Here is a 24,172-nt window from a genome sequence, read left to right as displayed (position 1 = left end):
GGCGGCTCCGGGCACGGCGCGACCCTGTCGCATGTGTCCATCTGTATGTACCACGAGCGGGGCGAGGGATAACACGAAAAAGGCGGGAATTTTACCGGAGCGGGAAGTGGATGAAACGGCTCGGGTTACACGCAAGGAAAATGCGGCGGCACGGGGTCACCACCACCAATGGCCGTACGTGTCGGTCGGGTCGTGGCGGGCGAACCAGTTGGCGGAGGCGCCGAGGGCGATGAGCTTTTCGGGGAAGTCGCCGACCCAGGCGGTGTGTCCGTCGAGGTAGGTTTCGTTGGAGCCGGCGATGCGCTGTTTGGTGTTGGCGAGGGCGGCGTTGTCGGAAGTGAGGTGGTTGAGTTCCCAGGTGTCGGAGGCGGCGTAATACTTGTTCTCATCGGCGAAGAGGGTCTGCGACGCCGGGCCGACGGGCGAGGAGAAGCTCAGCCAGCGCGGCATGCGGTTGGTGTCCTTGACGGCGGAGTTGGGGGAGATGACGTTGTAGGTATTGGCGGCGTAGATGTAGCCGACGCGCTTGTTGGGGAGGTCCATCGAGTTGGGCCAGGGGGTGTCGAAGACGATGCCGTACATCGATCCGCGCGTGGAGACGGACCCGTTGTCGTAAATCTCCCACGGGTTGGACGGGCAGGTCCAGAGGGCGTCGGGGAGCGCGAGCTTGCGGAACATGTCGCCGCGGAACTGATCGAAGACATGGTTGCGTCCGGTGGAGCCCAGGTCGCGCGTTTCAGGGGGCAGTCGGCCGCTGTTGTCGGCGGCGTAGCCGAGGCAGGCGGTGGTGAGCTGGCGTGTATGGGTGGCGCAGACGACGCGTCGGGCGGCCTCGCGCGCCTGACTGAGCGCGGGGAGGAGGATCGCCACGAGCGCGGCGATGATGGCGATCACGACGAGGAGTTCGATGAGGGTAAAGGCACGGCGGCGCATGGGGGGGGTTCCGTTTCGCAAAGCTCAGGGATGGCCATCCCTGAGCTTTCGCATTGATCATGTGCGACGGCGCAGGGCGGTCATCGACAGCAGGGCGAGCCCGGCGGGCAGCGCGGCGGGGGTCGGGACGGGGGCGGCGCTGGCGGTGACCTGGACGTTGAAGGCCTGAAGGTTGACGGTGCTGGCGGCGGTGGTCAGGGAGAGGAAGGAGGAGGCGGGGACGGCATAGGTGTTGCCGGAGGCGGTGTTGCCGGCGATGGTTCCGCCGTCGTGTCCGATGGTCCACGCTTCGCCGGCGCCGACGCCGCCGACGATGATGGAGGTGAACTTGAGGGAGATGGGGCCGGCGAAGGTGGAGGAATTGAGGGAGAGTGTGGCGAAGAGTTTTTCGCCGCTGTTGATCTGGTTGTTGTCGGAGTTGCCGGTGACGGAGATGTTACCGAAGGAGTTGAACTGGACGCCGGTGCCGCCGGTCTGGGTGTAGGTGATTTTGAAGGCGATGGATTCGCTGGCGGTTCCGCCGATGCTGGTGAGGTTCAGGCCGGTGACGGTGTAGGTCATGGCGGTCATCGCGGGCGGGGCGGTGACGGAGCCGAGGGAGGTCGAGAGGGTCCGCGTGCCGGTGCCGGAGCCGCCGGGAGTTCCGTTGGGGGTCGTGTCGGAGACGTTGAAGATGACGGCGGCATCGGCGGCGGCGGTGATCGCAAGGGTCGCGAGTGTGACGAGCAGGAATTGTCGCATGGCATTTCCTCTTGGTGATTGCCGAGTGATTCATTTGCGGCGGCGCATCGCGGTCATCGCCAGCAGGGCGAGCCCGGCAGGGAGTGCGGCGGGGGTCGGGACGGATTCGAGATGCACGTTGTCGAGCATGACGAAGTTGGCGGTGTTGGCGCCTTTGAAGAAGCGGATTTCGATGTTCTGGGCCCCGGCGGAATTGGAGAGGACTTCGGCGAGCGTGATTTCAAGCGTGAAGGTCTGCCAGGTGTTGCCGGCGAGGACGGAGCCGTTCGATTTGATGTTCACGTTGTTGGCCGTGAAGATCATGCTGAACGCCTGCGTGGTGCCAGAGCTGACGGGGGTGACGCCGGCCTGATCGGTCGTGGCCAGCGCATCGACGCTCAGCACCCATTTGCCGTAGCCGGACGTGCCGTAGGGCGTGCTGGTCAATTGCCGCAGGGATACATCGTCGTATTTGTAGCCGAGGCGCACGACCAGATCGCCGGAGGATTTACCGAAAGCGTTGTTGATCTGTGCGATGGAGTCGACTTGATTTTCACTGGCTTCGGTCCAGCCGTCGACGAGATTGAAGTTGCCGTCGGCGTTGTTGTTGAAGTTCGAATTGCTCAGGGGGACGACGGCGGCGTTGGCGGCGGCGGCCGCGAGGGTAATGACCGCAATGGCGAAGAATTGTCTCATGGTTTTGCTCCTTCCAGCAATGGCCGCGATTTGCACGGCCAGTGAATGACGTTGTCGCTGCCTCATGGGGCCTTCTCCAGCGACGCACGATGGACAACAGAGGCGGCGACGACCTCGTCGAGCGTCGCTTCGCCGCGCCAAAACTGCACCTGTTCGATCCACACTTCATCGCCGCCCGGATCGGCGTTCTTGTAAAGCCGCAACTCGATCGGCTGACCGACCCCCGACTCAAGCACGGACGCGGGGACCGCCGTCAGCCGCCAGTTCCACTCATCGCCCGCCGCATAGTTGTCGGTCACGACGTTTTCGCTGCCGACGTGCGCGATGATCTGCATCGCTTGACTGAACGGCCCACTTGTATCGCTGTCGTGCGCCCGGACACGCACGGCGATTGTGTAGCTTGTGTCGGGCTCGACTTGCTGCGCTGTGGCGAGTCGAAGCGAGACGGCCTGACCTTTGTACCCGAGCCGCACGACATGCGACGCGCCCGCATCCTCGGACACAGGCGCGGGCCAAACGCTCTGGAGCGTGCTGACCATCACGCCCAACTCCGCCGCCGAGCGAGCGCGCGAGCCGTACGCCGCCGTCGCCTGCCATCCGTTAAGCCCGTTCGCAAAATCGCCGTTGACCAATGCAATCCGCTCCGGCCCGACGATCAGACCTCGCGCCGGGTCGAACAAGCGGGACTGACCGGCGACGATCATCTGGGCCACCGAAGCGCTGCGCAGTTCCACTTTGCCCCTGAGCACCTGAAGATGCGTGCGCGACTGATCGTCGATATGGATGGTGAACTCCGTGCCGAGGTCGACGATCTGCGCGCCGCCGGGCACGTCGACGGTAAAGCCATGAGCATGCTCCGGCACAAACGCCTTCATCGTACCGCTCACGAGCCGCCCGCGATTGGAGCTGGTCATTTCAAATTCGCACGGCCCGGTCAGATCGACGACCGCCGTCGAATGGAACATCAACTGCGCCCGCCCCGTCAGTAAATGAATCGCCCCGTTCAAATCCGATCCCATCGCCATCCCTTCGTCCGCGAACTTCGCATCGGCCGACACGTCGCTGAGCATGGCATACGAAGCGGGCGCTCCGTCATGATGCCTGTCGATCTTGCGGTTCGTCGGCAGGTACACCAGCGCCAATGTCGCCATCAGTACGACCGCCGCGGCGATGGCAAGGACACGCCGCGCGCCAAAACGCATCGGCCCCCCGACGAGAATCGGCGCCGCCGCATCGTCGATCGCCGGCTGGGCCTCCTGGCGCGATGCCGCACCCAGGTCCCACTTGAGCCGCGTGTGCACCGCCATGTACCGCAGATAGGCCGTGCGGCACGCCGCGTCCGCCTCGAGCAGCGACTCGAACTCCGCGAACCGCGCATCGTCGAGCGTCTCCTCCAGCCAGTCCGCCAGCAGTCCGTGCATGCGATCGATCTGTGCCGCGTCTTGCATCATGATTGACCCGTCGTCGAAAGCTCCCGGTCCACACACTCCGTCAGCGCCAATCGAATGCGGTGAAGCATCTGCCGGACCGCCGGCGCCTTGCGTCCCATCGCCCGCGCGATGTCGTTGGCCGTCTGCTGGTCGGCATAATGCGACTGCACGATCTTGCGCTGCGCCGCCGGTAGCTTCGCCAAACACTGCTCCAGCGCCCGCTGACGCTCTCCCGACGCCTGCGCCGTCGTGCCGCTCTCCTCCGCCAGCTTGTCGATCAGCGCCGGGCTGAACACGTGTCGATCCCGCGCCAATTTCTTCCGGGCCGTCAGCACCTCAAAGTGAGCAATCCCCAGGGCCCACGACGCAAATCGCGTCCCCATCGCAAATTCCTCCGCCTTGGACCAGAGCACCAGATTCGTATTCTGAAGCACCTCATTGGCCAGTTCCGACGAGCCCACCAGCGACGCGATGTAAGCATAAAGCATGCTCTGTGCATCGGTTAACAGCTTGATGAACTCGGGGCTCTGCTGATTCATGGCCTCATCCAACGCGGTGTCCACGGGCGAACGGTAAAAAATGGCCCGTCGCCTCATCACGGCGCAAACGGGCGAAAGTGTGACACGTGCAGGACATTTTTGTCAATAAAAAATCCCGGCCGGCCGGAGGGGACGCGATGGCGGAAAGACAGAAAATGTTGACAGAATCACAGGATCAGCAAGCTGAGACTTCTGAATCACTTCACCCGCATCCGCATCAAGCCGCTTGCGGCTTAGCACGCATCCGTTTGCACGACCCTCGGTCATTCGGAAGTCTCAATTGACGATGGCTTCCCGCGCATCACTCAAGCCAGGCACGCGATCCGCCACCCGCGCTGTGTCCCAGCCGTACCTCCCCATCGCCCGGCGCACGCGACGACATTCTCACATTCTCAAGAATGTGAGAATGTCATCCGAACGCGGACGAGCATCGGGCGTTCAATGCAACAATCCATTCTCTGATGACATTCGTGTCTTCGCGCCTTCGTGTCTTCGTGATGAAGACGCCTCAGAAGTCTCAAAGAACCTCACGCCACCGGCGACTTGATCGACCGGCGCTCCAGCGCGTCGCGCATGAGCTGCGCGTGCGTGCTCAAGGCCCCGGCCTCGTCGGCGGGGACGCGCTGCACGTACGACCCATTGGGCTGCATGTCCCATGCCTGCCGCTGATCGGTGAGCATGATCTGAAGAATCTGCCACAGGCGGGCGCGCAGCGGGGCGTCTTCGATGGGCGTGATCGCTTCGACACGGTTGCGCAGATTGCGGTACATCCAGTCCGCCGACCCGATGTAGAATTCGCCGTCGAGCGGGTCCTCCGCGCCGTTGCGGAAGTAGTAGATGCGCGAGTGCTCCAGGAAGCGCCCGATCACCGACATGATGCGGATGTTCTCGGAAAGTCCCTCCACGCCCGGCCGCAGACAGCAGAACCCGCGCACGATCAGATCGATCGGCAGCCCGACGCCCGAAGCGCGATACAGCGCCGCGATGATCTGCCGGTCTTCGAGACTGTTCATCTTCGCGACGATCTGAGCCGGTCGCCCGGCCTTCTGATGCTCCGCCTCGCGCTCGATCATCTGCATGAACCGACGATGCATGTTCACAGGCGCGACCAGCAGCCGGCGATAGTCGCGCTGAAGCGACCGGCCGGTCAGATAGTGGAACAACTCGACGATGTCGTCGGTGAAATCCTTCTTCGTCGTGAACAGACCCAGGTCGGTGTACAGCCGGGCGGTGCCGGCGTGGTAGTTGCCCGTGCCGATGTGCGCGTAGCAGCGCAGCCCGTCGTTTTCGCGGCGGACGACGAGCGTCGTCTTGGTGTGCGTCTTGAGCCCGACGATGCCGTACACCACGTGAACCCCGGCCTTTTCGAGCATCTGTGCGACCTGAATGTTCCGCTGTTCGTCGAAACGCGCTTTGAGTTCGACGAGGCACACGACCTGCTTGCCCGCCTCCGCGGCCCGGATCATCGTCTTGATGAACGGGCTCGCGTCGCCCGTTCGGTAGAGCGTCATCTTGATCGCCACCACGCGCGGATCGACCGCCGCGGCGCTGACGAACCGTTCCACGCTCGCCGAGAAGCTTTCGTAGGGATGGTGCACCATCAGATCGGAGCCGCGGATCACGTTGAAGATGTCCACCTCGTCATCGATCAGCGCCGGCGGAACAATCGGGGTCCACGGCTCGCTGCGCAGCTTCGGCATCGACACGTCGAGAATCGGCGACAGGTCGGTGAAGTCCAACAGCTCTGGCATCTCGTACACGTCCGACTCGGAAAGCTCCAGCTCGTCAATGAGAAACTTGAGCATCCACGGATCGGGGTCCGGCCCGTGCTCGAGCCGCACCACCTTCGCGAACCGCCGCGCCCGCAGCTCCTCCTCCATCATTTCAAGCAGATCTTCCGCGTCCTCCTCATCGCGCTCGATGTCGGCGTTGCGCGTGATGCGGAAGGACATGACCTTGAGCAGCTCCATGTTCGGAAAGAGCCGCGCGAGGTTGTGCTCGATGATCTGCTGAAGCCCGACGAAACGGATCGGCTCCGTCGGCGAACCGGCGGGGGGGGCGACGGCCTGACCGGACAACTCGGCGTCGCTCTTGAGTCGAACCCACCGCGGCAGGACGACGGGAATCTTCACGCGCGCAAAGAGCCGCTCCGACTGTCCCGGCGCCCGCAGCACCACGCCCAGCGACTGCGACAGGTTCGAGATGAACGGAAACGGATGACCGGGGTCGACGGCCAGCGGGGTCAGCACGGGGTAGACTTCGCTGGAGAAATAGCGCGTCGCCTGCGCCCGCTCGGCTTCGGTGAGCTGCTTCCATTCGAGCAGTTCGATGCCGTGGGCTTTGAGCTGCGGGAGAAGTTCGTTGCGGTAGCACTCGGCCTGATCGCGGAGCATGGGCAGCACGGCTTCGCGAATGGCGGCCAACTGCTCCGCCGCCGTGCGACCGTCGGCGGAGCGCGTGATGATGTTCGTCACAAGCTGCCGGCGAAGTCCGCCGACGCGCTTCATGATGAACTCATCGAGGTTCGACGTGAAGATGCCCAGAAACTGCACCCGGTCCAGGAGCGGCGTCCGGCTGTCCAGCGCCTCGTGCAGCACCCGCTTGTTGAACTGAAGCCAGCTCAACTCGCGATTGATGAGCATCTCCGGCGCCAGCGAAACTTCGCCATCCGCATTCGGCGTCAATGAGTAAGTCTGAACCTGTGTCATGGCGGCCGACAACCTTCACTTCCCGATCGGGCCAACATCATACCGCATCGCAGGACCAGCGTCAGTGTTCAGATTGTTAAGACGAAGGGGGAGGGGAGTTTCTGGTTTCCAGTTTCCGGTTTCTAGTTCTTGACGTTTGGGCATCGTCGGCAACTAGAAACAAGAAACTGGAAACCAGAAACTAGAAACTCACACCGGATAATACCGATGCGCCACATGCCATAGCAGTCCTTCCTTGAGCCCGACGCCCGGCACGATGACGCGCGGAATCGGAATCTCCGCCATGATCATGCGCATCACCATCATCGAAAGCACGATGACGTCCGCCCGGTCCGGCCGCATCCCGAGCTGAGACACGCGGTCGGCGACGCTCATCGCGCTGATGCGCGTGATGAGCAGGTCCAGCTCGGCGGGCTTGAACTTGTACGACTTGGTCTTGCCGAATAGCTGCGTGCGAAGCTGACCCATGCGGACGATGTTCCCGCCCGTGCCCACGCACAGGTCCGCCGGGCTGTCCGAAAGCTCCGTGCGGACCAACTCGGCGATCGAGCCCTTGTACCGCGCGATGAGCGGCTCGGCGTCGGCCTCGGTGAGCCCCTTGGCGGCGAGCATCTTCATCAGCCGCACCGGCCCGATGCGCAGACTCTCGCAACCCAGCGCCAGCCGATCGCGCGTCACGGTGACCTCGACGCTCCCGCCGCCCATGTCGATCATCACCGCCGTCTTGTTGTTGACGTCGACCGCGCTGGCCACGCCGTGAAACACAAGCTGGGCCTCTTCGAGCGGGTCGATGAGTTCGAGCTTCAGGCCGGTGGCCTGGTCGATGGCGGCGATGAGTTCCCTGGCGTTTTTGGATTCGCGGGCGGCGCTGGTGGCGACGGCCCGCATGCGCTGGACCTGCGCCTGCTCCATGGTTTGTTTGAATTTCGTGAAGGCGGCGACGGTGGCGGCGATCGTGTCGGGCTTGATGATCCCGTCATCGAAGGCGTCGGCCCCGAGCCGCACCGCTTCGCGCGTCGACTGGATCGCGCGCACGGCGCCGTTGACGTCGACTTCGCCGATGATCAGGCGAATGCCGTTGGACCCGACGTCGATCCCGGCGATGCGAACAGGTTTGGCGCGCCATTCTTCTGCCATGCGCCCTAGATAGCAGATATCCGCCGTCGATGGAAGTCGATCGGTTGATCCGATACATTGTGGGGCCTGTTACGATTGCGAATCGGAGCTTTCACCATGCGGATCACCCTGCCCGACGGCAGCATTAAAGAGTTCGACGCCTCGCAAGTCACCGCCTTGAACGTCGCCGAGTCCATCGGCGCCGGGCTCGCCAAGGCGGCGATCGGCGCGAAGGTCGATGGCCAGCTTGTCGATCTGAACCGGCCCATCACGCACGACGCGACCGTCGCCATCGTGACCAAACCCCGCAAAGGCCCCGGCGACGCCGAGGCGCTTTACCTGCTCCGCCACTCGACCGCGCACGTCATGGCCGAGGCGATCCAACGACTCTGGCCCGAAGCCCAGCTCGCCTACGGCCCGCCCCTCGACACCGGCTTCTACTACGACATCAAACTCGACACCCCCATCAGCTCCGACGATTTCCCGAAGATCGAAGCGGAAATGAAAAAGATCGTCGAGGAAAACCGACCGTTCACGCGCTACGAACTGCCGCCGGAGGCGGGCATCGACCGGCTCAATAAGGAAGGCAACAAGTACAAGATCGACAATGCCGAGCGCGCGATCGCCGGCGGGGCGGGTGTGCTCAGTTGGTATGTCACGGGCGAAGTCGACAAGAACTGGGAAGACCTGTGCATGGGCCCGCATGTGCCCGCCACCGGGCTCATCGGCGCGTTCAAAATCACCTCCGTCGCATCCTCGCACTGGCACGGCGATGTGGACTCCGATCGTTTTCAACGTGTGTACGGCACCGCGTTCTTCACGCAGGCCGACCTCGATCAGCATCTCAATCAGCTTGAGGAAGCCAAGGCGCGCGACCACCGTGTCATCGGCGCGAAGCTGGGGTTGTTCGCCATCGACGAGCAGGTCGGGCAGGGATTGATTCTTTGGAAGCCCAAGGGCGGGATGATCCGCTCGCTGCTTCAGGAATTTTTGCAGGCGGAACTCATGAAGCGCGGGTACGACGTGGTGTACACGCCGCACATCGGGAAGATCGATCTGTACAAGACGAGCGGACACTACCCGTACTACTCCGATTCGCAGTTCCCGCCGATCAAGATGCGCGATTCGGATGAGGAGTATCTGCTCAAGCCGATGAACTGTCCGCATCACATCAAGATTTTCGGCTCGGAGCCGCACAGTTATCGCGATCTGCCGATTCGTCTTGCGGAGTTCGGGACGGTGTATCGCTTCGAGCAGAGCGGTGAGCTGACCGGCATGACGCGTGTGCGGGGGTTCACGCAGGATGACGCCCATATTTTCTGCACGCACGACCAGGTCGCCGGCGAGTTCCGGGCGACGGTCGAGCTGGTGCAGTTCGTGTTCAACACGTTCGGGTTCGAGGATGTGAGCATTCGGCTCTCGCTGCACGATCCCGACTCGGACAAGTTCGCGGGGGACGCGGCGGTGTGGGACCGGGCGGAGAACGAGCTGCGTCAGGTGCTCAGCGACATGGGCATTCCGTTCACGGAGGCGAAGGGCGAAGCGGCGTTTTACGGGCCGAAGGTGGACTTCATCGTGCGCGACGTGATCGGTCGCCCGTGGCAGCTTGGGACGGTGCAGCTTGACTACACGCTGCCGGAGCGCTTCAAGATCGAGTACGTCGACGCCGACAACAGCCGCAAGCGGCCGGTGATGATCCATCGCGCGCCGTTCGGGTCGATGGAGCGCTTCATGGCGATCCTCATCGAGCATTACGCCGGGGCGTTCCCCTTGTGGCTCTCGCCCGAGCAGGTCCGCGTGCTGCCGATCAGCGACAAGTTTTCGGCTTATGCCGACAAGGTGCTCGCCGCGCTCAAGTCGGGGGGGCTGCGCGCGACGATGGACAGCTCCAACGATCGCGTCAACGCCAAGATCAAAGTCGCGCAGGAGCAGAAGATTCCCTACATGCTCGTCGTCGGCGGCAAGGATCAGGACGCCGGCACGGTCAGCGTGCGCGAGCGCGCCGCCGGCGATCTTGGCGCGCTGCCGCTCGACAAATTCGTCGAGATGGCCAAAGCGGAAGTCGCGAGCCGGGGGGCGTCGAAGGTGAAGGTGTGAGATCTGACACCCCGTCCTTGAGGGCGTGACGGTGAGGGTGAGGCGTATCAGATCGTGCGAGGTAGCGCTTTGCGGAGAATGCATCAGTGAAACGCATCGATGCGGCGGCGGTTGTGGACTGATGTGATTCACCCCTACCCAACCCTCCCCCTCAAAGGGTGAGGGAAGTGCGGGGAGTTGCTACAATCGGGTGGTGATTGATGGCAACATGTGGAGTGATCCGTCATGCAACGTGTGATTCTGTTTGCAGTGCTGATGTTGACGGCGACGATGGCGGCGCACGCTGACGAACCCTACCAACTCGGCCCCGATTCGATGCGACACGACGGTGTGCCGGTGGGGAAGGTCGCGATGGATGTGTGGAAAAGCACGGACGTGTATCCGAACACGATCCGGCGGTACTGGGTGTATGTGCCGGCGCAGTATGACGGGTCGAAGCCGGCGGCGGTGATGGTGTTTCAGGATGGGCATGCGTACGTCGACGAGAACGGACAGTTTCGCGTGCCGGTGGTGTTTGACAATCTGATCGCGGCGGGCGAGATGCCGGTGACGATCGGGATTTTCATTGATCCGGGCAATGCGGGGGACAAACTTCAGAACGACAAGCCGGGCTGGTCGCCGACGCCGAGCAATCGGAGTTTTGAATATGACACGCCCGATGGGCAGTACGCGAAGTTTCTGATCGACGAGATTCTGCCGGCGGTGGCGAAGCAGTACAAGCTCACCGACAATCCCGATTGCCGGGCGATCTGCGGAATCAGCAGCGGGGGGATTTGCGCGTTCAAAGTCGCATGGGAGCGGCCGGATGTTTTCCGGAAGGTCGTGTCGCACGTCGGCAGCTTCACGAACATCCGCGGGGGCTATCTGTATCCGTCGGTGATCCGCAAGACGGAGAACAAGCCGCTGCGTGTGTTTTTGCAGGATGGGAAGAATGATCTGGATAACGAGCACGGGAACTGGCCGCTATCGAATCAGCAGATGGCGGCGGCGCTGAAGTTCAAGCACTACGATTACCAGTTCGAGTTCGGCGAAGGCGGCCACAATGGCAAACACGGCGGGGCGATCCTGCCGGAGACGCTTCGCTGGATTTGGCGCGACTGGAAGGAGCACACGCCATGACCCCCGGAAGTAAAACCCATAGTTTTGATGAGCAGGTTTGGGCATTGACGAAGCGCATCCCGAAGGGGCGCGTCACGACGTACGGGCGCATCGCGGCGGCGATGGGGACCAGGGCGTATCGGGCGGTGGGCATGGCGCTCAATCGCAATCCGTGTGCGCCGGCCGTGCCGTGCCATCGGGTGGTTGGTTCGGATGGGAAGCTCACGGGTTACGCCGGTGGGCTTGCCAAGAAGAAGCGCATGCTCAGGGACGAAGGCGTGCCGATGCGCGGGGAGCGCGTGGATTTGACGTGCGTGTATGAGTTTTGATCAGTCCTCATCGTGCTCGTTCCTTGTTCTCGTTATCGAACGCGGTGACGATCACGAGAACGAGGAACGAGCACGAGGGGAGAGCCATCAGCGTTGCATCAACGGCGCGAGCATGCCGGCGGCGGCGATGAGGATGAGGATGGCGAAGGCGATTTGTTTGAGGCGGGGTTTGGGCAGGTGGTGACCGATCCACATACCGGGGATCATGCCGAGCAGCACGACGGGGAAGAACAGGCCGCCGATCAGTGCGGCGTGGACGGCGGGCATGCCGAAACGCAGATAGTAGTTGAGCAGGTTCGGGGGAATGAGCATGAAGAAGATGGCGAACATCATCGCGCGGCTTTTGCGGCTCGACCAGTCGTGAGCCATGACCCAGAGCACGACCGGCGGCCCGCTCATGCCGCAGAGTCCGTGCATGAGCCCTGCTGCAATCATCGCCGCGATGCCCCAGGCGATGTGCAGCTTCGGACTCGGATGCGGGCGGACCCACGCCTGCACGAGCACGGCCCCGAGTACGATCGCGCTGATGACCTGCTGCACGACCGACGGGCCGTAGCTGACCAGCACGCTCAACAGCCACGCACCGACCGGCTGCATCGTCATGGCGACGAGCGCCAGCGCAACAGCAAGGCGCCATTGGACTTCGTGCCGCAGTTTCCATGCGGCGACGCCGGTCTGGACAAGGGCGACGATCGCGGTGGTCGGCACGGCCTGCGGAGCGGGCAGGCCGATGAAAAGCAGCAGCGGGGTGGCGAAGAGGCCGAACCCGAAACCGACGGCGGACTGGAGGGCGGCCCCGCTGGCGATGATCAGGGCGATGAGGATGACCTGCACGGGTTCGATGGCGGGGCTCCGGCGAAAGCGGGTGTGCATTGTAGACGCGGCGGTGATACGATGGAGCCCGATCAGAGGTCCACACTTTCACCGGGAGGTTCGCATGACAAGATTCATCCAGATTGCCGCGCGCGTCATGATCGTGCTGATGGTTGCCTGTTCGGTCACGTTCGCCGCCCCGCTGGACAATGAGATTCCCGGCGACGCGATCGTGTACGCCGGCTGGAGCGGGACGGAGACGGCGGGCGACGCCTACGCGCAGTCGCATTTGAAGGGGATGATCGATTCGTGGGATCTGTTGGGGAACCTAGAGGCGATGATCGTGCCGCAGCTTGAGGCGGACAAGGACGAGGCGGGGCTGGCGACGGCGAAGCATCTGTTCGCCTTGGCGCCGATGATGATGCACAAGGGTTGGGCGATTTACATCGGCGGCGTCGATCGGGGCGAGACGGCCAAGGACGATCAGCTTCGCTTCGCCATGATCTGTCACGCCGGGGCCGAGGCGGCGGCGCTGCACGAGCATGTCAAGGGATTGCTCGAAACCGATCCGAAGATGCTCGAAAAGAACCTCACGCTGATTCAGCGCGGCGAGGTGGTCGCTCTTGTGAACAAACGGCTCGACGCGGCGCACCTGGCCCGGCTCGGACTCGGCGACGGAAGCACGCCCGCGTCGCCGGCGCTGACGGACAACGATCGGTTCAAGGAAGCGATGAGCGTCGTCGGCGGCGACAAGGCGATGACGGTGTCGTATCTGGATGTGACGACGGGGTTGAAGCTGGTGATGGACCTGACGGAGCAGGAGCGCACCAAGGCCAAGCGGACGAACAATGAGGATTTCGAGAAGGCCAGGAAGTTTTTCGCGATGTCGGGACTCGACGCCGTCGGGCGCATCGCCTCATCGGGGTTGTTCGAGGGACAGGATTGGCGGGATCGGCAGTGGATCGAAGCCCCGGCCCCGCGCAAGGGTTTTCTCACGCTGCTCGACGGGCCGGCGCTCGATAAGGAAGTGCTCAAGGTGGCGCCGCGGACGGCGACGTGGATGATCGCGGGGAAGTTCGACGTGGCGGGCATCATGCCGATGATCCGGCAGATGGTGCATGAGCTATCGCCGGAGGACGAAGCGAATTTCAATCAGTCGGTGGCGCAGACGAAGGAGTTTCTGGGCGTCGATCTGGAGAAGGACGTGCTGGCGACGCTCGGGTCGCAGTGGCTGATGTACGGGGATTTCTCGGCGGCGGGGCCGATGGGCATGAACCTCATGCTGGTCAACTTCCTGCGCGACGCCAACAAGCTTGACGGGTCGCTGAAGATCATGGAGGACAAGCTCAACAAGGCGCTGGCGAACGAGAACGGGCCGGTCAATGTGAAGCTTCAGCGCAGCCCGGCGGGCGACGCGATGGTCACGTATCTGAACTTCCCGATGTTCAGCCCGGCGTGGGCGATTCACAAGCAGCGGTTCTATTTCTCGCTCTCGCCCGCCGCGGTCAGCTCGCGCATCGGTTTTGACAGCGTGGAGATGAGTCCGATCACGGACAACGCCGACTTCATCGCCCTGACGAAACGGCTCGACCGCACGGAGTTCAACAGTGTGGCGTTTTCCGATCTGCCGAAGGTCGCGCCGATGACGCTGAGCCAGATCGCGGCGTACCTTCAGATGATGCAGCAGTTCCTCCCGGCCAACGGCGGGTTCGATCCGATGCGATTGATGCCCGATACGGCGAAGCTGATGGCGCATCTCACGCCGTCGATGCGGACTTCATGGACCGACGCGACGGGTTACCACGAGGACGGCCTCGTGCCCTTCCCCGGCGCGGATATGCTTTCGCCATCAGGATTGATGTCCGTCGCCTCGACGAGCTTCGCGGCGGGCATCATCATGCCGTCGCTTGGCCGGGCGCGCGTGGTGGCGAATCGGACGGTTAGCGCCAACAACATCAAGCAGATCGAAATCGCGTTGATTCAATGGTCCACGATGCACGATGGAAAGTATCCGCCGGATATGGGCAGGCTAGTCAAAGACGGCCTGCTCGAGCCGAAGGCGTTTGTGAAGCACGAGCATCGCGGCGAGGTTCCCGATCAGTTTGACTCAGCGGAGGCCAAGGCCAAGTGGGTCAATGAGCACAGCGACTACGTCTATCGCCCGGTCAAGGCGGGCGCGGAGCCGAAGGCGGACGAGATTCTCGTCTACGAAAAGATCACCGACGAAACGGACGAAGGCGTCAACGTCGGCTATGGCGACGGCCACGTCGAATTCGTTGACCTCGATACGGCGAAGGATCAGCTCAAAAAGGCGGGGGAGAAGGTGCCGGATGTTGTGCCGGGCGCGGGCGGCGGCGCCATTGGCGGACCGCAGGGAAAAGCGAAGGCGGTGGACCCGGGTAAGGCATACTTCTACGACGTGAAGACCAAAGAATACTTCGTCGATTCAGCGACGAAGATTCCACCCATCAAGAGCGCGGCGGGTAATGACGCGGTGCGGGCGCACTTTTTTACATGCAACGACTGCGGTGACAACAATCGGTTCATTGGTTATTACGAGAAATATGAACCGCAAGTGAAGGCGAAACTCGACGCGCGGCTGGCAAAGCAGGACGCGGATGCAGAGTTTTATGAAGAAGCATTCCAAGGTCGGCTGTATTCGACGGATGGTATCAAATGGGTGGCTGCCGAGTCGCCCGAGGGATTCAAAATCGTCGAAGATTTGATGAAAAAATGTCCCGAAAAGCAGCTTCATTATTGCCCGCCGGATTGACATTTGTCGATCAGTGAATGCTCAACGTCGGCGCTTCGGTTTCGGCGTCGTGGGCTTCGATCTGTTCGAGGAAGCGGTCGACGAGGGCGTTGAGTTCGGCGGCGAGTTTGTCATCGTCAAAGTTCGCGGTCGGATTGCCGGCGTCGGAGTTGGCGCGGAGGGGCATGCTGATGGGGACCTGGCCCAGGACGGGGAGCCCGAGGCGCTGGGCCATCTGCGTCGCGCCGCCTTTGCCGAAAATGTCGTACTCCTTGCCGTCGTCGCCGATGAAGTAGCTCATGTTCTCGACGACGCCCAGCACATCGACCTCAAGCTGCTTGAACATCGCCGCGGCGCGGACGGCGTCATCCTGCGCGACTTTCTGCGGCGTGCAGATGATCACCGCGCCGGTGAGCGGCACCATCTGCGCCATCGTAAGCGGCACATCGCCCGTGCCCGGCGGCAGATCGATGATCAGAAAATCCAGATCGCCCCAATCGGTTTGAAGGGCGAGTTGGCGGAAGGCCCCGTGCGCCATCGGGCCGCGCCAGATGAGCGGCTTCTCCGGCTCGACCATCTTGCCGATGGTCATCGCCTTGATGCCGTGCACCTCGAAGGGGTAGAGCGTCTGCTGCGACCCGGTGAGCTGGGCTGCATGCAGGTCCAGCAGCGTCGGCGCCGACGGGCCGTAGATGTCGCCATCGAGCAGCCCGACGCGCAGCCCCCGCCGGGCGAGGCCGACGGCGAGGTTGACGGACACGGTGCTCTTGCCGACGCCGCCCTTGCCCGCTCCGACGGCGACGACGTGACGCACCTTGGGCAGAGGGTTGTCCTTGCGGGCGTTGTGCTGGGCGGACGGGGGGGCGGGCGGATTGACGAAGTCGATGTCGATCCGCTTGATCTCCGGGCCGAGCGTGCGGACGGCGGCCATGATGTCGTTACGGATCCGGTCGCGGAGCATGTCCGCAGCGGCGATCCGCAGAGCGACGTTGCCATCGCAATACGCCACGTTCGCCACCATGTTGAGCGTCACAATATCCTGCTGGCTCCGGGGTTCGTGCACCCGCTTGAGCGATTCGACAATGTCCTGCTTGGTAAGGGCCATGGGCTTCCTTCGTCTGATAAACCGGACTAAATTGGTACGGGATCATAGAGACATGCATCCGACACGACAAGGCGGCGGGACGATGCGTAAAGATCGGCAATACCCGCGTGTGATTAACGTTGGCCTTGTGGAAACACCTTTCGGAAACAACCCTTTCGGAGATCCGCTCATGAAGCTGCTCACGGCGATGATGATCTGCGTTCTGACGTTCACCATGGCGCTCCGCGCCGAAGACAAGAAGCCCGCCGAGGGCGATCGGCCCCGGCATGCCGAAGGCGACCGCCCGCACCGGCCCGACGGCCCCGGCGACGGCGAACACCGCCCCGGCGAGCGGATCATGGGTCTGCTCAAGGACTTGAACCTCACCGACGATCAGAAGGGCAAGGTCCATGAGATCGTCGCGGCCTTCGGCGAAGAGATGAAAAAGTTCCATGAGGAGCACAAGGCGGAGCTGGAGCCGCTCTTTGAAAAGATGAAGGCGGCGCGCGAGGCCAAGGATCGCGAAGCGGCGATGGCCGTCGGCAAGCAGATTCGCGAGATCATGGAAAAGGGCCCCAATCCGCGTGACCTGATCGAGAAGATTTCGGCCGTGCTGACCCCTGAGCAGGCCGCCAAGCTCAAGGAAAAGGCGGCGGCGATGCGTCCCGACGGTCCGCGCGAAGGCGGTCCGCGTGACGGCGGCCCCCGCGGCGGCGAAGGCGATCGGCCCAAGCATGGTCCGGCCGAAGGCAAGGACAAGTGATCCGACGCCCGTTCTGATATGGCGATCAAGGCCATCCCGCGACGGGGTGGCCTTTTTTCATGGATGGGCGGGAACGGCCGTGCGGGAATGCGATGACTTGAGCGATGCGCCCAAGTCGTCTATCCTCAACGGTAGAAGCGATCAACGGCAGGGGATCGGCGCCTATGGTTTCCCGCAATCAACTCAAGGAGCGCTACCGGCAGCTCATGGACCGCGTCGGAGCCGCCGCCGAGCGCAGCGGTCGCCGCGCGGAGGATATCGTGGCCGTGGCGGTCACGAAAATGGCCAGCCCCACGCAAATCCGCCAGCTCATCGAACTGGGCCACTGCGACCTGGGCGAAAGCAAGGTCCAGCAGCTTCAGCAGCGCGTCGCCACCACCGAGGAGTTCCTCGCCCGCCATCGCATGCTTTCCAGCGGCCGCAGCGACATGCCCGCGCAGGTCCGATGGCACATGATCGGGCATCTGCAGCGCAACAAGGTCAAGGCGGCTCTGCCCTTGATCAAACTTGTGCATTCCGTCGACAGTCTCCGCCTCGCCGAGGAAATTCAGTCACACGCCGGCAAACTCGATCACGAGGTCGAAGTTCTGCTTCAGGTCAACACGGCCGGGGAGGCCCAGAAGTTCGGGCTCGCGCCGGCGGCGGTGGGGCACCTGGCCGAGCAGATTCAGACGATGATTCATCTTAAACTGCGCGGCATCATGGCCATCGCCCCTCAATCCGACAATCCCGAGCACAGCCGCCCGGTCTTTGAGCGTACGGCTGAACTGTTCAACGACATGCGGACCGAAGGCGTGTACGGCAGGGATTTCAACATTCTTTCGATGGGCATGACCGATGATTTCGAGGTCGCCATCGAGTGCGGCGCCAACATCGTCCGCGTCGGGCGGGCGCTGTTCGGGGACCCCGTGGCGGCGGCGAGCGACCTTTCGAGCACCGGTGGTTGATGTACCCAGTCACGAACGCACAACACAACGCGACCGCCCCGCTGGCCGTCATCACCGGCGCCTCCAGCGGTATCGGCCGCGCGACCGCACAGGCCCTCGCCCGGCGCGGATACACGACCGTGCTTCTGGCCCGGCGGGACGATCGGCTCGCGCCCGTGGCGCGCGAGCTTGTCGCGCATGCCCCCAGCTTCGCCTATCCGCTCGATGTGTCGCAGCGGCAGATGGTGCAGACGCGCTTCGCTCAGATCATCGACCGACACGGCCCGCCGCGCGTGCTTGTCAACGCCGCGGGGTACGGCCAGTATCAGGCCTTCGCCGATATGACCCTTGATGATCACGATCGGCTCATGCGCGTCAACTACTTCGGCACGCTCTGGTGCATTCACAGCGTGCGGCAGGCGATGCTCGATCACGGCGGCGGGCACATCATCAATCTCGCCTCGATCGCGGCGCGCATGGGGCCGTGGGGACACGCCGGGTACGCCGCCGCGAAGGCGGCGGTCGTCGCGCTGACGCAGAGTCTTGCCGGCGAGCATGCCCGGACGCCGCTGCGGTTTTCGGTGGTCTTGCCGGGTATTGTCGACACCGCCTTTTTCGACAAGCCCAGCTACGCCGCCCTCGCCCCGCAGGCGTTGCGCCACGCCATCACCCCCGACCGCGTCGCCCGCGCGATCCTCCGCACGATCGATCGGCCGAAACTCGAAGTCGTCGTCCCCGGTCACTACCGCGCGCTGGACGTCATCAAGCTCTGCTCCACCAAACTCGCCCACCAGATCGTCACCGCCAACAGCCGCCCGATCCCGCCGTCGCCCGAAACCCCGCGCGACCCGCTCGCCGCGGAATGAGGACACGTGTTTTGGGAACGACGTAGCGCCAGGGCACAAAACTGAAAAGACGGTCAGCCATGAAGGCGCGAAGACGCGAAGTAAGACAGAAGCAGGGATTTGCAATGCCTTTCGCCGCTTTTGCCTTCCTTCGCGTCTTCGCGCCTTCGTGGCAAAATTCCCGGCTTACTCATGTTGAATTCGCTATTCCCGCCGCGTGCCGATGCAGTAAAGATTTTCGTACGTGCGGATGAAGATCTGACCATCGCTGAACGCCGGTGTGGCGCGGGTGCGCTCCTTGTCGCCGAGCGGATTTTTCGCCACTTCGTTAAATTCGCGACTCGGCACGAGCACATGCGTCACGCCCATCTGGTCGGTCACATAAAGCCGATGCAGCCCCAGCAGCATCGAGCCCCATGACGATGCGCCGACCCGCTGCTCCCAGATGACGTTCCCGCTCGCCGCGTCGATGCAGCGCGCGATGCCCGGGTCGTCGAGCATGAACACGTTGCTGTCGAGCAGCACGCCGGTACCGACGCGTTGTGCGTTTTTCTCGACGCGCCAAAGTCGATGCGTCGCCGTGATGTCGCCGCGCGCCTCGGCGCCGGGGCGGCGCAGCCCGATCGCCGGGCCGGTGAAGCCGCTCATGGCGATGACGTACTTGTCATTGACGAGCGGCGAGGTGTACACCAGATCGCTCAGCCCGCCGCAGCGCCAGTACTCCTGACCCGAATACGGGTTGAACCCCATGACCCAACCCGGCAACGACATGATCATTTCCTTCTGATCGTCGTGCTCGACGATCATCGGCGTGGACCACGACCCCTTGTACTCCTTCTCGTCCTTGCAAGCTTCTTCCGGCAACGCGTGCTCCCAGATCGTCTGCCCCGTCCGCTTGTTGAGCGCGATCATGAACGGCTTGACGCTCGGGCCCACGTGCACGATCACCATGTCCTCAAGCAGCACCGGGCTCGATGCATTGCCCCATTGATGCCGCACCGGCCCGAGGTCGCGACGCCAAAGCTCCTGACCGTTCATGTCGTACGCGATCATCCCCGCCGACCCGAACCATGCGTACACCGCATCGCCGTCCGTCGTCGGCGTCGCCGAGCAATACGGATTGTCATCGTGCGTCGGCTCGTCGCCGGCGAAATCGATGGAGCTGATCCAGATCGTCTTGCCAGTCGCGCGATCCAGACACACCACCGCCCGGCGCTTGCCCTTGTCCAACGCGGTCGTGATGAAAACGCGATCCTTCCACACGATCGGCGACGAATTTCCCGGCCCCGGCATCGCCGTCTTCCAGATCACATTCCTGGCCCCGTCCCATTCGATGGGTAGTCCGCGCTCGTAACTGACCCCGTCCCCCCGCACGCCGCGCCACGCCGGCCAGTCGTCCGCATGGACGCTCGTGACCCACATCAATCCCGCGATCAGTATGAATCGCACATGTCGTTGCATGGCTATTTGCTCGCCACCGGCACACCTGTGTCGTGCTCGCAGCGCGTCAGCGTCATCAGCGCGAAGGCGGTGCCGTACTGCTGGTGATAGTTGTAGAACGGGAAGTCCCACCATGAGCCGTCCTTTTCCTGAAGCGTCAGCAGCACGCGGGCCAGGTGATCCTGATAGAACGGCCGCTGCGTCGGCGGCAGGGCGTCGATGCAGAAGCCCGCGTAGTAGTGTCCGAAGTAGAAAAAGTAACCCGCCACCTGGAAAGGCGCTTCGTGCGGCACCGGGCGCTTGCGGCCGTTGGAGAGCCAGCCGTTACGGGCGAACAGGCGGTCGAGCCAGGTCTTGAGGATGTCATCGGTGATCGACGTATCGCCCCAAAGCCGCAGCGCCGCGTTGCACGCCTGCGACCGTCCCAGCGAACCCGGCGGACGGTTGATGGGCCGCATCGGATAATTGTCGAAATTCCCGCTGTAAAGATACGTGTTGTCGGGTTTACGCTGGTGTTCGATCGAGCCGAGCCCGCGCTCGATGAGGCGGGGGGGGATCGTGTAGCCGGCGTCCTGCGCTTCGCGCAGCGCGACCATGACCGCCGCCGTCACGAAACTGTCCGACGGGCTGCCAGGCCGCTGCGTCTCCTGATAAAAGTCGTAGTAGCCCCATCCGCCATCGACATACTCATAGCGCGTCAGCCGATCGATCTGCGACGCGACGAGATCATCGATGATCTGTCGCCGGCTTGCATCGTCGGGTTTGAGCGTGCGAAGCCGGACCAACGCCTGAATCGAGTACGTGTGAGTCCAGTTGTTGTAGAGCGCCATCGTGTTGGCGCGTTTGACGTGCGGCAGTTCTTTGAACAGCCACGCCTCCGCCCGATCCAGCGCCGCGGCGACGGCCGGTTCGTGCGCCTTGCCCGTATCGATCAGGGCGCTGATGCACATGCTCGTCACCGCCGCGCGAAACGCCTGATGCGCCCCCGGAATCGGCGCATAGATGTTGAGTTCCTTCGTCTTCGTCGGCGTGCCCCATGAGCCGTCCTTGTTCTGCGTGTCGAGCAGGAACGTCACGCCGCGGTCGATCGCCGCGTGAATCTCGCTGGGCGGGGGCGGATCGATCGCCGCGGGTTTTGGCAGCGGCTTCGTCGTCGCGCAGCCGGCGAAGATTGCCGCCGCGCAGATCGCAATGAAGGCACGTGCTCGCATCAGCCGGCGTTCTCTTTGGCGGCCGCGTCGAACCGGGTGCGGACCCATTCGCCCGCCTTGAGGCCCTCGACGATCTGCGCCTGCGTGTCCGTGCGCCAGCCGATCTTCACCGGTCGGGTGATCACGCTGTCCTTCTCGCCGCGCACCTGAAGCCGGGGGCTCAAGGGGTCGTCGAGATTCAACGCCGACAGCGGCACCGTCAGCGCCTTGTCATCGGAAAAGCTCGTCAGACGGATATTGCACGTCATGCTCGCGTTGACCATCGGCGCGGGGCCTTCGAGCTTGAGCGTCACCTCGTACTGCCCGGGCGTGACGCTTACCGGGTCGACCGATTCGACCGTCACGCGCTGCGCCGCATCGGGCAGTCCCGCCGGCGTCGCCCAGCCGATCATCTTCGGCGAAACGCGATAGAGCATCTTCTCCGGCGCCGAGGCATGCACGCGCAGTTTCTGATTGTCGACGATCGTGACGAGCGTGACATTGGGGCGGAACCCGCCGTCGAGCCGCATGTTCGCCGCCACCGCCGCCGCGTCCTTCCATCCGCCGGCTTCATAGCGCCCGTAATACACGACGCCGTCCGCCGGCGCATTGACGTACAGATTTGCCCGGTCGCGCATCAGCCGCTCGAGCACCGCGACGGACCGATCGTAGTCCTGCTGCATCTTGGCGAGCGTGATCTTCTTCTGCGAAAGCGTCAGCGGCGAAAGCGTCTGCGACCGGTCCAGCGCGACTTCCGTATCCTTGAGCCGATCCTTCCAATCCTCATCGCGCCGGGGAAGGATGACATTGAGCGTGCGCTCGGTCTGAAGCGCCACCCGGTCGAGTCCGAAACTCGCTGCCTCGACCGCCCACTGCTGTCGTTTGAGGATGATCTCCTCCGTCTCTTCGGTCAGGTCGTCCGCATCGTACATCTTCTTGAGCTGATTCAGTTCTTCCTGCGCGTAGGCGAGCGTGTGCTGGGCCTGCTTGAGGTTCTGCTCCGCCTCGCGCTGCGTCGCCGCGCGGTCGACTTTCAGGTAACTGGCGTAGTCGGCCTTCGCGCGATCCAGATCATCCTTCGCGCCTTTCTGCTCCAGCGGCAGGGAAATCTCGCTTAAGCGCACATCCTCCCTGAGCGCCGCGATGTTCGCAGACGTGACCTGCTGGTTCATCTTCGTGTCGGTGATGATCCGGTCCAGGTCGGTCGTGTCGAAACGGATGAGGTTGTCGCCTTTATGGACGGCCGTGCCCTGCGGGATGCCGGTCACGACGTGAAGGGTCGTCGTGTTCCACTCATCAAGATGCACGCCGACCGGCCACATCTCCGTTGATTCATAGTTGCCGGCGAGGTCGGCCGTGACCTTGAACGGCGCGGGATTGATCTGCTTCCAGGGCGACTCGGGCTTGGCGTCCGCGCCGGTCCCCGCCTCGGCTCCGATCGCCGCGGCGCTGATCGCCATGACCCACATCAGCGTGCCGATCCGTCGCATCATGCTCGTACCTTGCCTTTGTCAGCGGGCATGGAAGCTCGCAATCGCTCGATGGCCCGCGGCACCGTGGCGATGGCATAGTCGATTTCCTCATCGGTCGTGTAGCGCGAAAGACTCAGGCGGATGGACCCATGTGCGACGGCTTCCTCGATGCCCTGTGCGAGCAGCACCGGCGAGGGTTCGAGCGATCCGCTGGAACAGGCCGCGCCTGCCGCGGCGCAGATGCCGCGCTCGCTGAGCAGCACGAGAATCGCCTCCGACTCGAGCGGGGGGAATCCGATGTTCGTCGTGTTCCAAAGTCGCGGCGCGCCGGCCGAGTTGAGCACGCTGCCGGGGACTTCGTCTAGAATCGCACGTTCGAGTCGATCTCGACGGGCCTTGCCGACGACCGGGCCGTCGGAGGCGAGAAACTGCTGAGCCAGTTCGCACGCCACGCCGAGGCCGACGATGCCGGGCGTGTTCTCGGTGCCGCCGCGTCGTTCGCGTTCGTGCGGTCCGCCGAGGGTTTGCGGAACGAGTCCGGTGCCGCGTCGGATGAACAGGCCGCCGGAGCCCTTGGGGCCGTGGAATTTATGACCGGCGAAGCTCATGGCGGCGAAGGGCAGTTTCGCCAGATCGCAAGGCACTTTGCCGATGGCCTGCGTCGCATCCGAGAAGAACGGCACGCCGTGCTGAGCGCACAACTCGCCGATGCGCTCGATGGGTTGAATCGTGCCGGTTTCGTTATTGATCCAGTGAATCGCCACCAGCGCCACGTCGTTTGCGTTGCTGCGCAGATGCTCATCGAGCGCGTTCAGGTCGACGAGGCCGTCGATGTCGACGGGCAGATAGATGACGTTGTAGCCGTCAATCTCGGCGAGCCGGGCGCACGGCTGTCGCACGGCGGAATGTTCGAGTCGCGTGGTGATGACGGTGCGGCGGTTGGGTCTTGCCGCGAGCATGCCGCGGATGGCGAGGTTGTTGGACTCGGTGGCGCCGCTGGTGAAGACGAGTTCGCGGGGTCGGCAGTTGATGAGCCGGCAGACCTGCTCGCGGGCGAGTTCGACACGCTGTCGCGCCTGCTGACCGAAGCGGTGCACGCTCGAGGGGTTCGCCCACTCGTCGCGCAACATGACGAGCATCGCTTCGACAACTTCGGGAGCGGGACGACTTGTGGCGTTGGAGTCGAGGTAGGCGGTCGTGGTCATCCGCACATGATATGGC

General features: G+C 63.4%; 19 protein-coding genes and 1 pseudogene. 7 read left to right on the top strand and 13 right to left on the bottom strand.

What is annotated here, in order from left to right:
* Positions 1–762: 762 nt before the first annotated feature.
* From GC162_07250 to GC162_07220, 7 genes and pseudogenes are all read right to left on the bottom strand, one after another.
* A pseudogene (locus GC162_07250) lies at positions 763–933 on the bottom strand (prepilin-type N-terminal cleavage/methylation domain-containing protein).
* A 57-nt stretch (positions 934–990) separates the two neighbouring features.
* Positions 991–1,674, bottom strand: a complete 684-nt coding sequence (locus GC162_07245; GenBank protein ID MBI1368436.1) for a hypothetical protein — start codon at positions 1,672–1,674, stop codon at positions 991–993.
* A gap of 30 nt (positions 1,675–1,704) precedes the next feature.
* Positions 1,705–2,349, bottom strand: a complete 645-nt coding sequence (locus GC162_07240; GenBank protein ID MBI1368435.1) for a hypothetical protein — start codon at positions 2,347–2,349, stop codon at positions 1,705–1,707.
* A gap of 62 nt (positions 2,350–2,411) precedes the next feature.
* On the bottom strand, positions 2,412–3,800 hold the full coding sequence (locus tag GC162_07235) for a hypothetical protein (GenBank protein ID MBI1368434.1): 1,389 nt from the start codon (positions 3,798–3,800) through the stop codon (positions 2,412–2,414).
* Positions 3,797–4,375, bottom strand: a complete 579-nt coding sequence (locus tag GC162_07230; protein ID MBI1368433.1) for a sigma-70 family RNA polymerase sigma factor — start codon at positions 4,373–4,375, stop codon at positions 3,797–3,799. Before GC162_07230 ends, GC162_07235 begins: the two co-directional genes overlap by 4 nt.
* Before the next feature lie 470 nt (positions 4,376–4,845).
* Positions 4,846–7,026: a polyphosphate kinase 1 gene (gene ppk1, locus GC162_07225; protein MBI1368432.1), complete on the bottom strand. Its 2,181-nt coding sequence runs from the start codon at positions 7,024–7,026 to the stop codon at positions 4,846–4,848.
* 189 nt (positions 7,027–7,215) lie between these two features.
* Positions 7,216–8,163 (bottom strand): hypothetical protein, encoded by a 948-nt coding sequence (locus GC162_07220; GenBank protein ID MBI1368431.1) that lies wholly within the window; start codon positions 8,161–8,163, stop codon positions 7,216–7,218.
* Positions 8,164–8,259: 96 nt separating this feature from the next.
* On the opposite strand from GC162_07220, the gene thrS reads away from it, so the two are divergent.
* The 3 genes from thrS (at position 8,260) to GC162_07205 (ending at position 11,666) form a co-directional block, all read left to right on the top strand.
* On the top strand, positions 8,260–10,239 hold the full coding sequence (gene thrS, locus GC162_07215; protein MBI1368430.1) for a threonine--tRNA ligase: 1,980 nt from the start codon (positions 8,260–8,262) through the stop codon (positions 10,237–10,239).
* Positions 10,240–10,488: 249 nt separating this feature from the next.
* The gene (locus tag GC162_07210; GenBank protein ID MBI1368429.1) at positions 10,489–11,358 is read left to right on the top strand and encodes an esterase family protein; all 870 of its coding nucleotides are present in this window, start codon (positions 10,489–10,491) and stop codon (positions 11,356–11,358) included.
* On the top strand, positions 11,355–11,666 hold the full coding sequence (locus GC162_07205) for a methylated-DNA--[protein]-cysteine S-methyltransferase (GenBank protein ID MBI1368428.1): 312 nt from the start codon (positions 11,355–11,357) through the stop codon (positions 11,664–11,666). Before GC162_07210 ends, GC162_07205 begins: the two co-directional genes overlap by 4 nt.
* A gap of 87 nt (positions 11,667–11,753) precedes the next feature.
* On the opposite strand, the gene GC162_07200 is transcribed toward GC162_07205, so the two are convergent.
* Positions 11,754–12,539 (bottom strand): TSUP family transporter, encoded by a 786-nt coding sequence (locus tag GC162_07200; GenBank protein ID MBI1368427.1) that lies wholly within the window; start codon positions 12,537–12,539, stop codon positions 11,754–11,756.
* Positions 12,540–12,603: 64 nt separating this feature from the next.
* On the opposite strand from GC162_07200, the gene GC162_07195 reads away from it, so the two are divergent.
* Positions 12,604–15,252 (top strand): hypothetical protein, encoded by a 2,649-nt coding sequence (locus tag GC162_07195; GenBank protein ID MBI1368426.1) that lies wholly within the window; start codon positions 12,604–12,606, stop codon positions 15,250–15,252.
* A gap of 10 nt (positions 15,253–15,262) precedes the next feature.
* Here the strand turns inward: GC162_07195 and GC162_07190 are convergent, their stop codons facing one another.
* Positions 15,263–16,336: a P-loop NTPase gene (locus GC162_07190; GenBank protein ID MBI1368425.1), complete on the bottom strand. Its 1,074-nt coding sequence runs from the start codon at positions 16,334–16,336 to the stop codon at positions 15,263–15,265.
* On the opposite strand from GC162_07190, the gene GC162_07185 reads away from it, so the two are divergent.
* From GC162_07185 to GC162_07175, 3 genes are all read left to right on the top strand, one after another.
* On the top strand, positions 16,191–17,078 hold the full coding sequence (locus tag GC162_07185; GenBank protein MBI1368424.1) for a hypothetical protein: 888 nt from the start codon (positions 16,191–16,193) through the stop codon (positions 17,076–17,078). The genes GC162_07190 and GC162_07185 overlap by 146 nt on opposite strands.
* Positions 17,079–17,182: 104 nt before the next feature.
* Entirely contained in the window at positions 17,183–18,025 is an 843-nt protein-coding gene (locus GC162_07180; protein MBI1368423.1) for a YggS family pyridoxal phosphate-dependent enzyme, read from the top strand.
* Positions 18,025–18,870 carry an SDR family NAD(P)-dependent oxidoreductase gene (locus tag GC162_07175; GenBank protein ID MBI1368422.1) on the top strand — a complete coding sequence of 282 codons (846 nt, stop codon included), beginning with the start codon at positions 18,025–18,027 and terminating at the stop codon, positions 18,868–18,870. The genes GC162_07180 and GC162_07175 overlap by 1 nt, the downstream gene beginning before the upstream one ends.
* Before the next feature lie 183 nt (positions 18,871–19,053).
* On the opposite strand, the gene GC162_07170 is transcribed toward GC162_07175, so the two are convergent.
* Genes GC162_07170 through GC162_07155 form a run of 4 tightly spaced genes read right to left on the bottom strand, consistent with a single transcriptional unit; the run spans position 19,054 to position 24,156 of the window.
* A complete protein-coding gene (locus tag GC162_07170) occupies positions 19,054–20,424 on the bottom strand; it encodes a PQQ-binding-like beta-propeller repeat protein (GenBank protein MBI1368421.1) in 1,371 nt (456 codons plus the stop codon).
* The gene (locus tag GC162_07165) at positions 20,313–21,548 is read right to left on the bottom strand and encodes a hypothetical protein (GenBank protein MBI1368420.1); all 1,236 of its coding nucleotides are present in this window, start codon (positions 21,546–21,548) and stop codon (positions 20,313–20,315) included. The genes GC162_07170 and GC162_07165 overlap by 112 nt, the downstream gene beginning before the upstream one ends.
* Entirely contained in the window at positions 21,500–22,972 is a 1,473-nt protein-coding gene (locus tag GC162_07160) for a hypothetical protein (protein ID MBI1368419.1), read from the bottom strand. Before GC162_07160 ends, GC162_07165 begins: the two co-directional genes overlap by 49 nt.
* Positions 22,969–24,156, bottom strand: coding sequence for an aminotransferase class V-fold PLP-dependent enzyme (locus tag GC162_07155; protein ID MBI1368418.1), 1,188 nt, complete (start codon positions 24,154–24,156; stop codon positions 22,969–22,971). The genes GC162_07160 and GC162_07155 overlap by 4 nt, the downstream gene beginning before the upstream one ends.
* Positions 24,157–24,172: the final 16 nt, after the last annotated feature.

It is taken from the genome of Planctomycetota bacterium (genome assembly GCA_016125255.1).
In the GTDB taxonomy this organism is placed as follows: domain Bacteria; phylum Planctomycetota; class Phycisphaerae; order Phycisphaerales; family Zrk34; genus RI-421.
This window is presented reverse-complemented; position numbering and strand designations above follow the sequence as displayed.

Coding starts and splice junctions, on each gene's coding strand:
- GC162_07235 (MBI1368434.1), bottom strand. CDS start 3,800: ATGATGCAAGACGCGGCACAGATCGATCGCATGCACGGACTGCTGGCG.
- GC162_07155 (MBI1368418.1), bottom strand. CDS start 24,156: ATGACCACGACCGCCTACCTCGACTCCAACGCCACAAGTCGTCCCGCT.
- ppk1 (MBI1368432.1), bottom strand. CDS start 7,026: ATGACACAGGTTCAGACTTACTCATTGACGCCGAATGCGGATGGCGAA.
- GC162_07240 (MBI1368435.1), bottom strand. CDS start 2,349: ATGAGACAATTCTTCGCCATTGCGGTCATTACCCTCGCGGCCGCCGCC.
- GC162_07180 (MBI1368423.1), top strand. CDS start 17,183: ATGCGCCCAAGTCGTCTATCCTCAACGGTAGAAGCGATCAACGGCAGG.
- GC162_07205 (MBI1368428.1), top strand. CDS start 11,355: ATGACCCCCGGAAGTAAAACCCATAGTTTTGATGAGCAGGTTTGGGCA.
- thrS (MBI1368430.1), top strand. CDS start 8,260: ATGCGGATCACCCTGCCCGACGGCAGCATTAAAGAGTTCGACGCCTCG.
- GC162_07220 (MBI1368431.1), bottom strand. CDS start 8,163: ATGGCAGAAGAATGGCGCGCCAAACCTGTTCGCATCGCCGGGATCGAC.
- GC162_07230 (MBI1368433.1), bottom strand. CDS start 4,375: ATGAGGCGACGGGCCATTTTTTACCGTTCGCCCGTGGACACCGCGTTG.
- GC162_07165 (MBI1368420.1), bottom strand. CDS start 21,548: ATGGGTCCGCACCCGGTTCGACGCGGCCGCCAAAGAGAACGCCGGCTG.
- GC162_07200 (MBI1368427.1), bottom strand. CDS start 12,539: ATGCACACCCGCTTTCGCCGGAGCCCCGCCATCGAACCCGTGCAGGTC.
- GC162_07190 (MBI1368425.1), bottom strand. CDS start 16,336: ATGGCCCTTACCAAGCAGGACATTGTCGAATCGCTCAAGCGGGTGCAC.
- GC162_07170 (MBI1368421.1), bottom strand. CDS start 20,424: ATGGTGGGACTTCCCGTTCTACAACTATCACCAGCAGTACGGCACCGC.
- GC162_07175 (MBI1368422.1), top strand. CDS start 18,025: ATGTACCCAGTCACGAACGCACAACACAACGCGACCGCCCCGCTGGCC.
- GC162_07245 (MBI1368436.1), bottom strand. CDS start 1,674: ATGCGACAATTCCTGCTCGTCACACTCGCGACCCTTGCGATCACCGCC.
- GC162_07195 (MBI1368426.1), top strand. CDS start 12,604: ATGACAAGATTCATCCAGATTGCCGCGCGCGTCATGATCGTGCTGATG.
- GC162_07160 (MBI1368419.1), bottom strand. CDS start 22,972: ATGATGCGACGGATCGGCACGCTGATGTGGGTCATGGCGATCAGCGCC.
- GC162_07185 (MBI1368424.1), top strand. CDS start 16,191: ATGTCCGCAGCGGCGATCCGCAGAGCGACGTTGCCATCGCAATACGCC.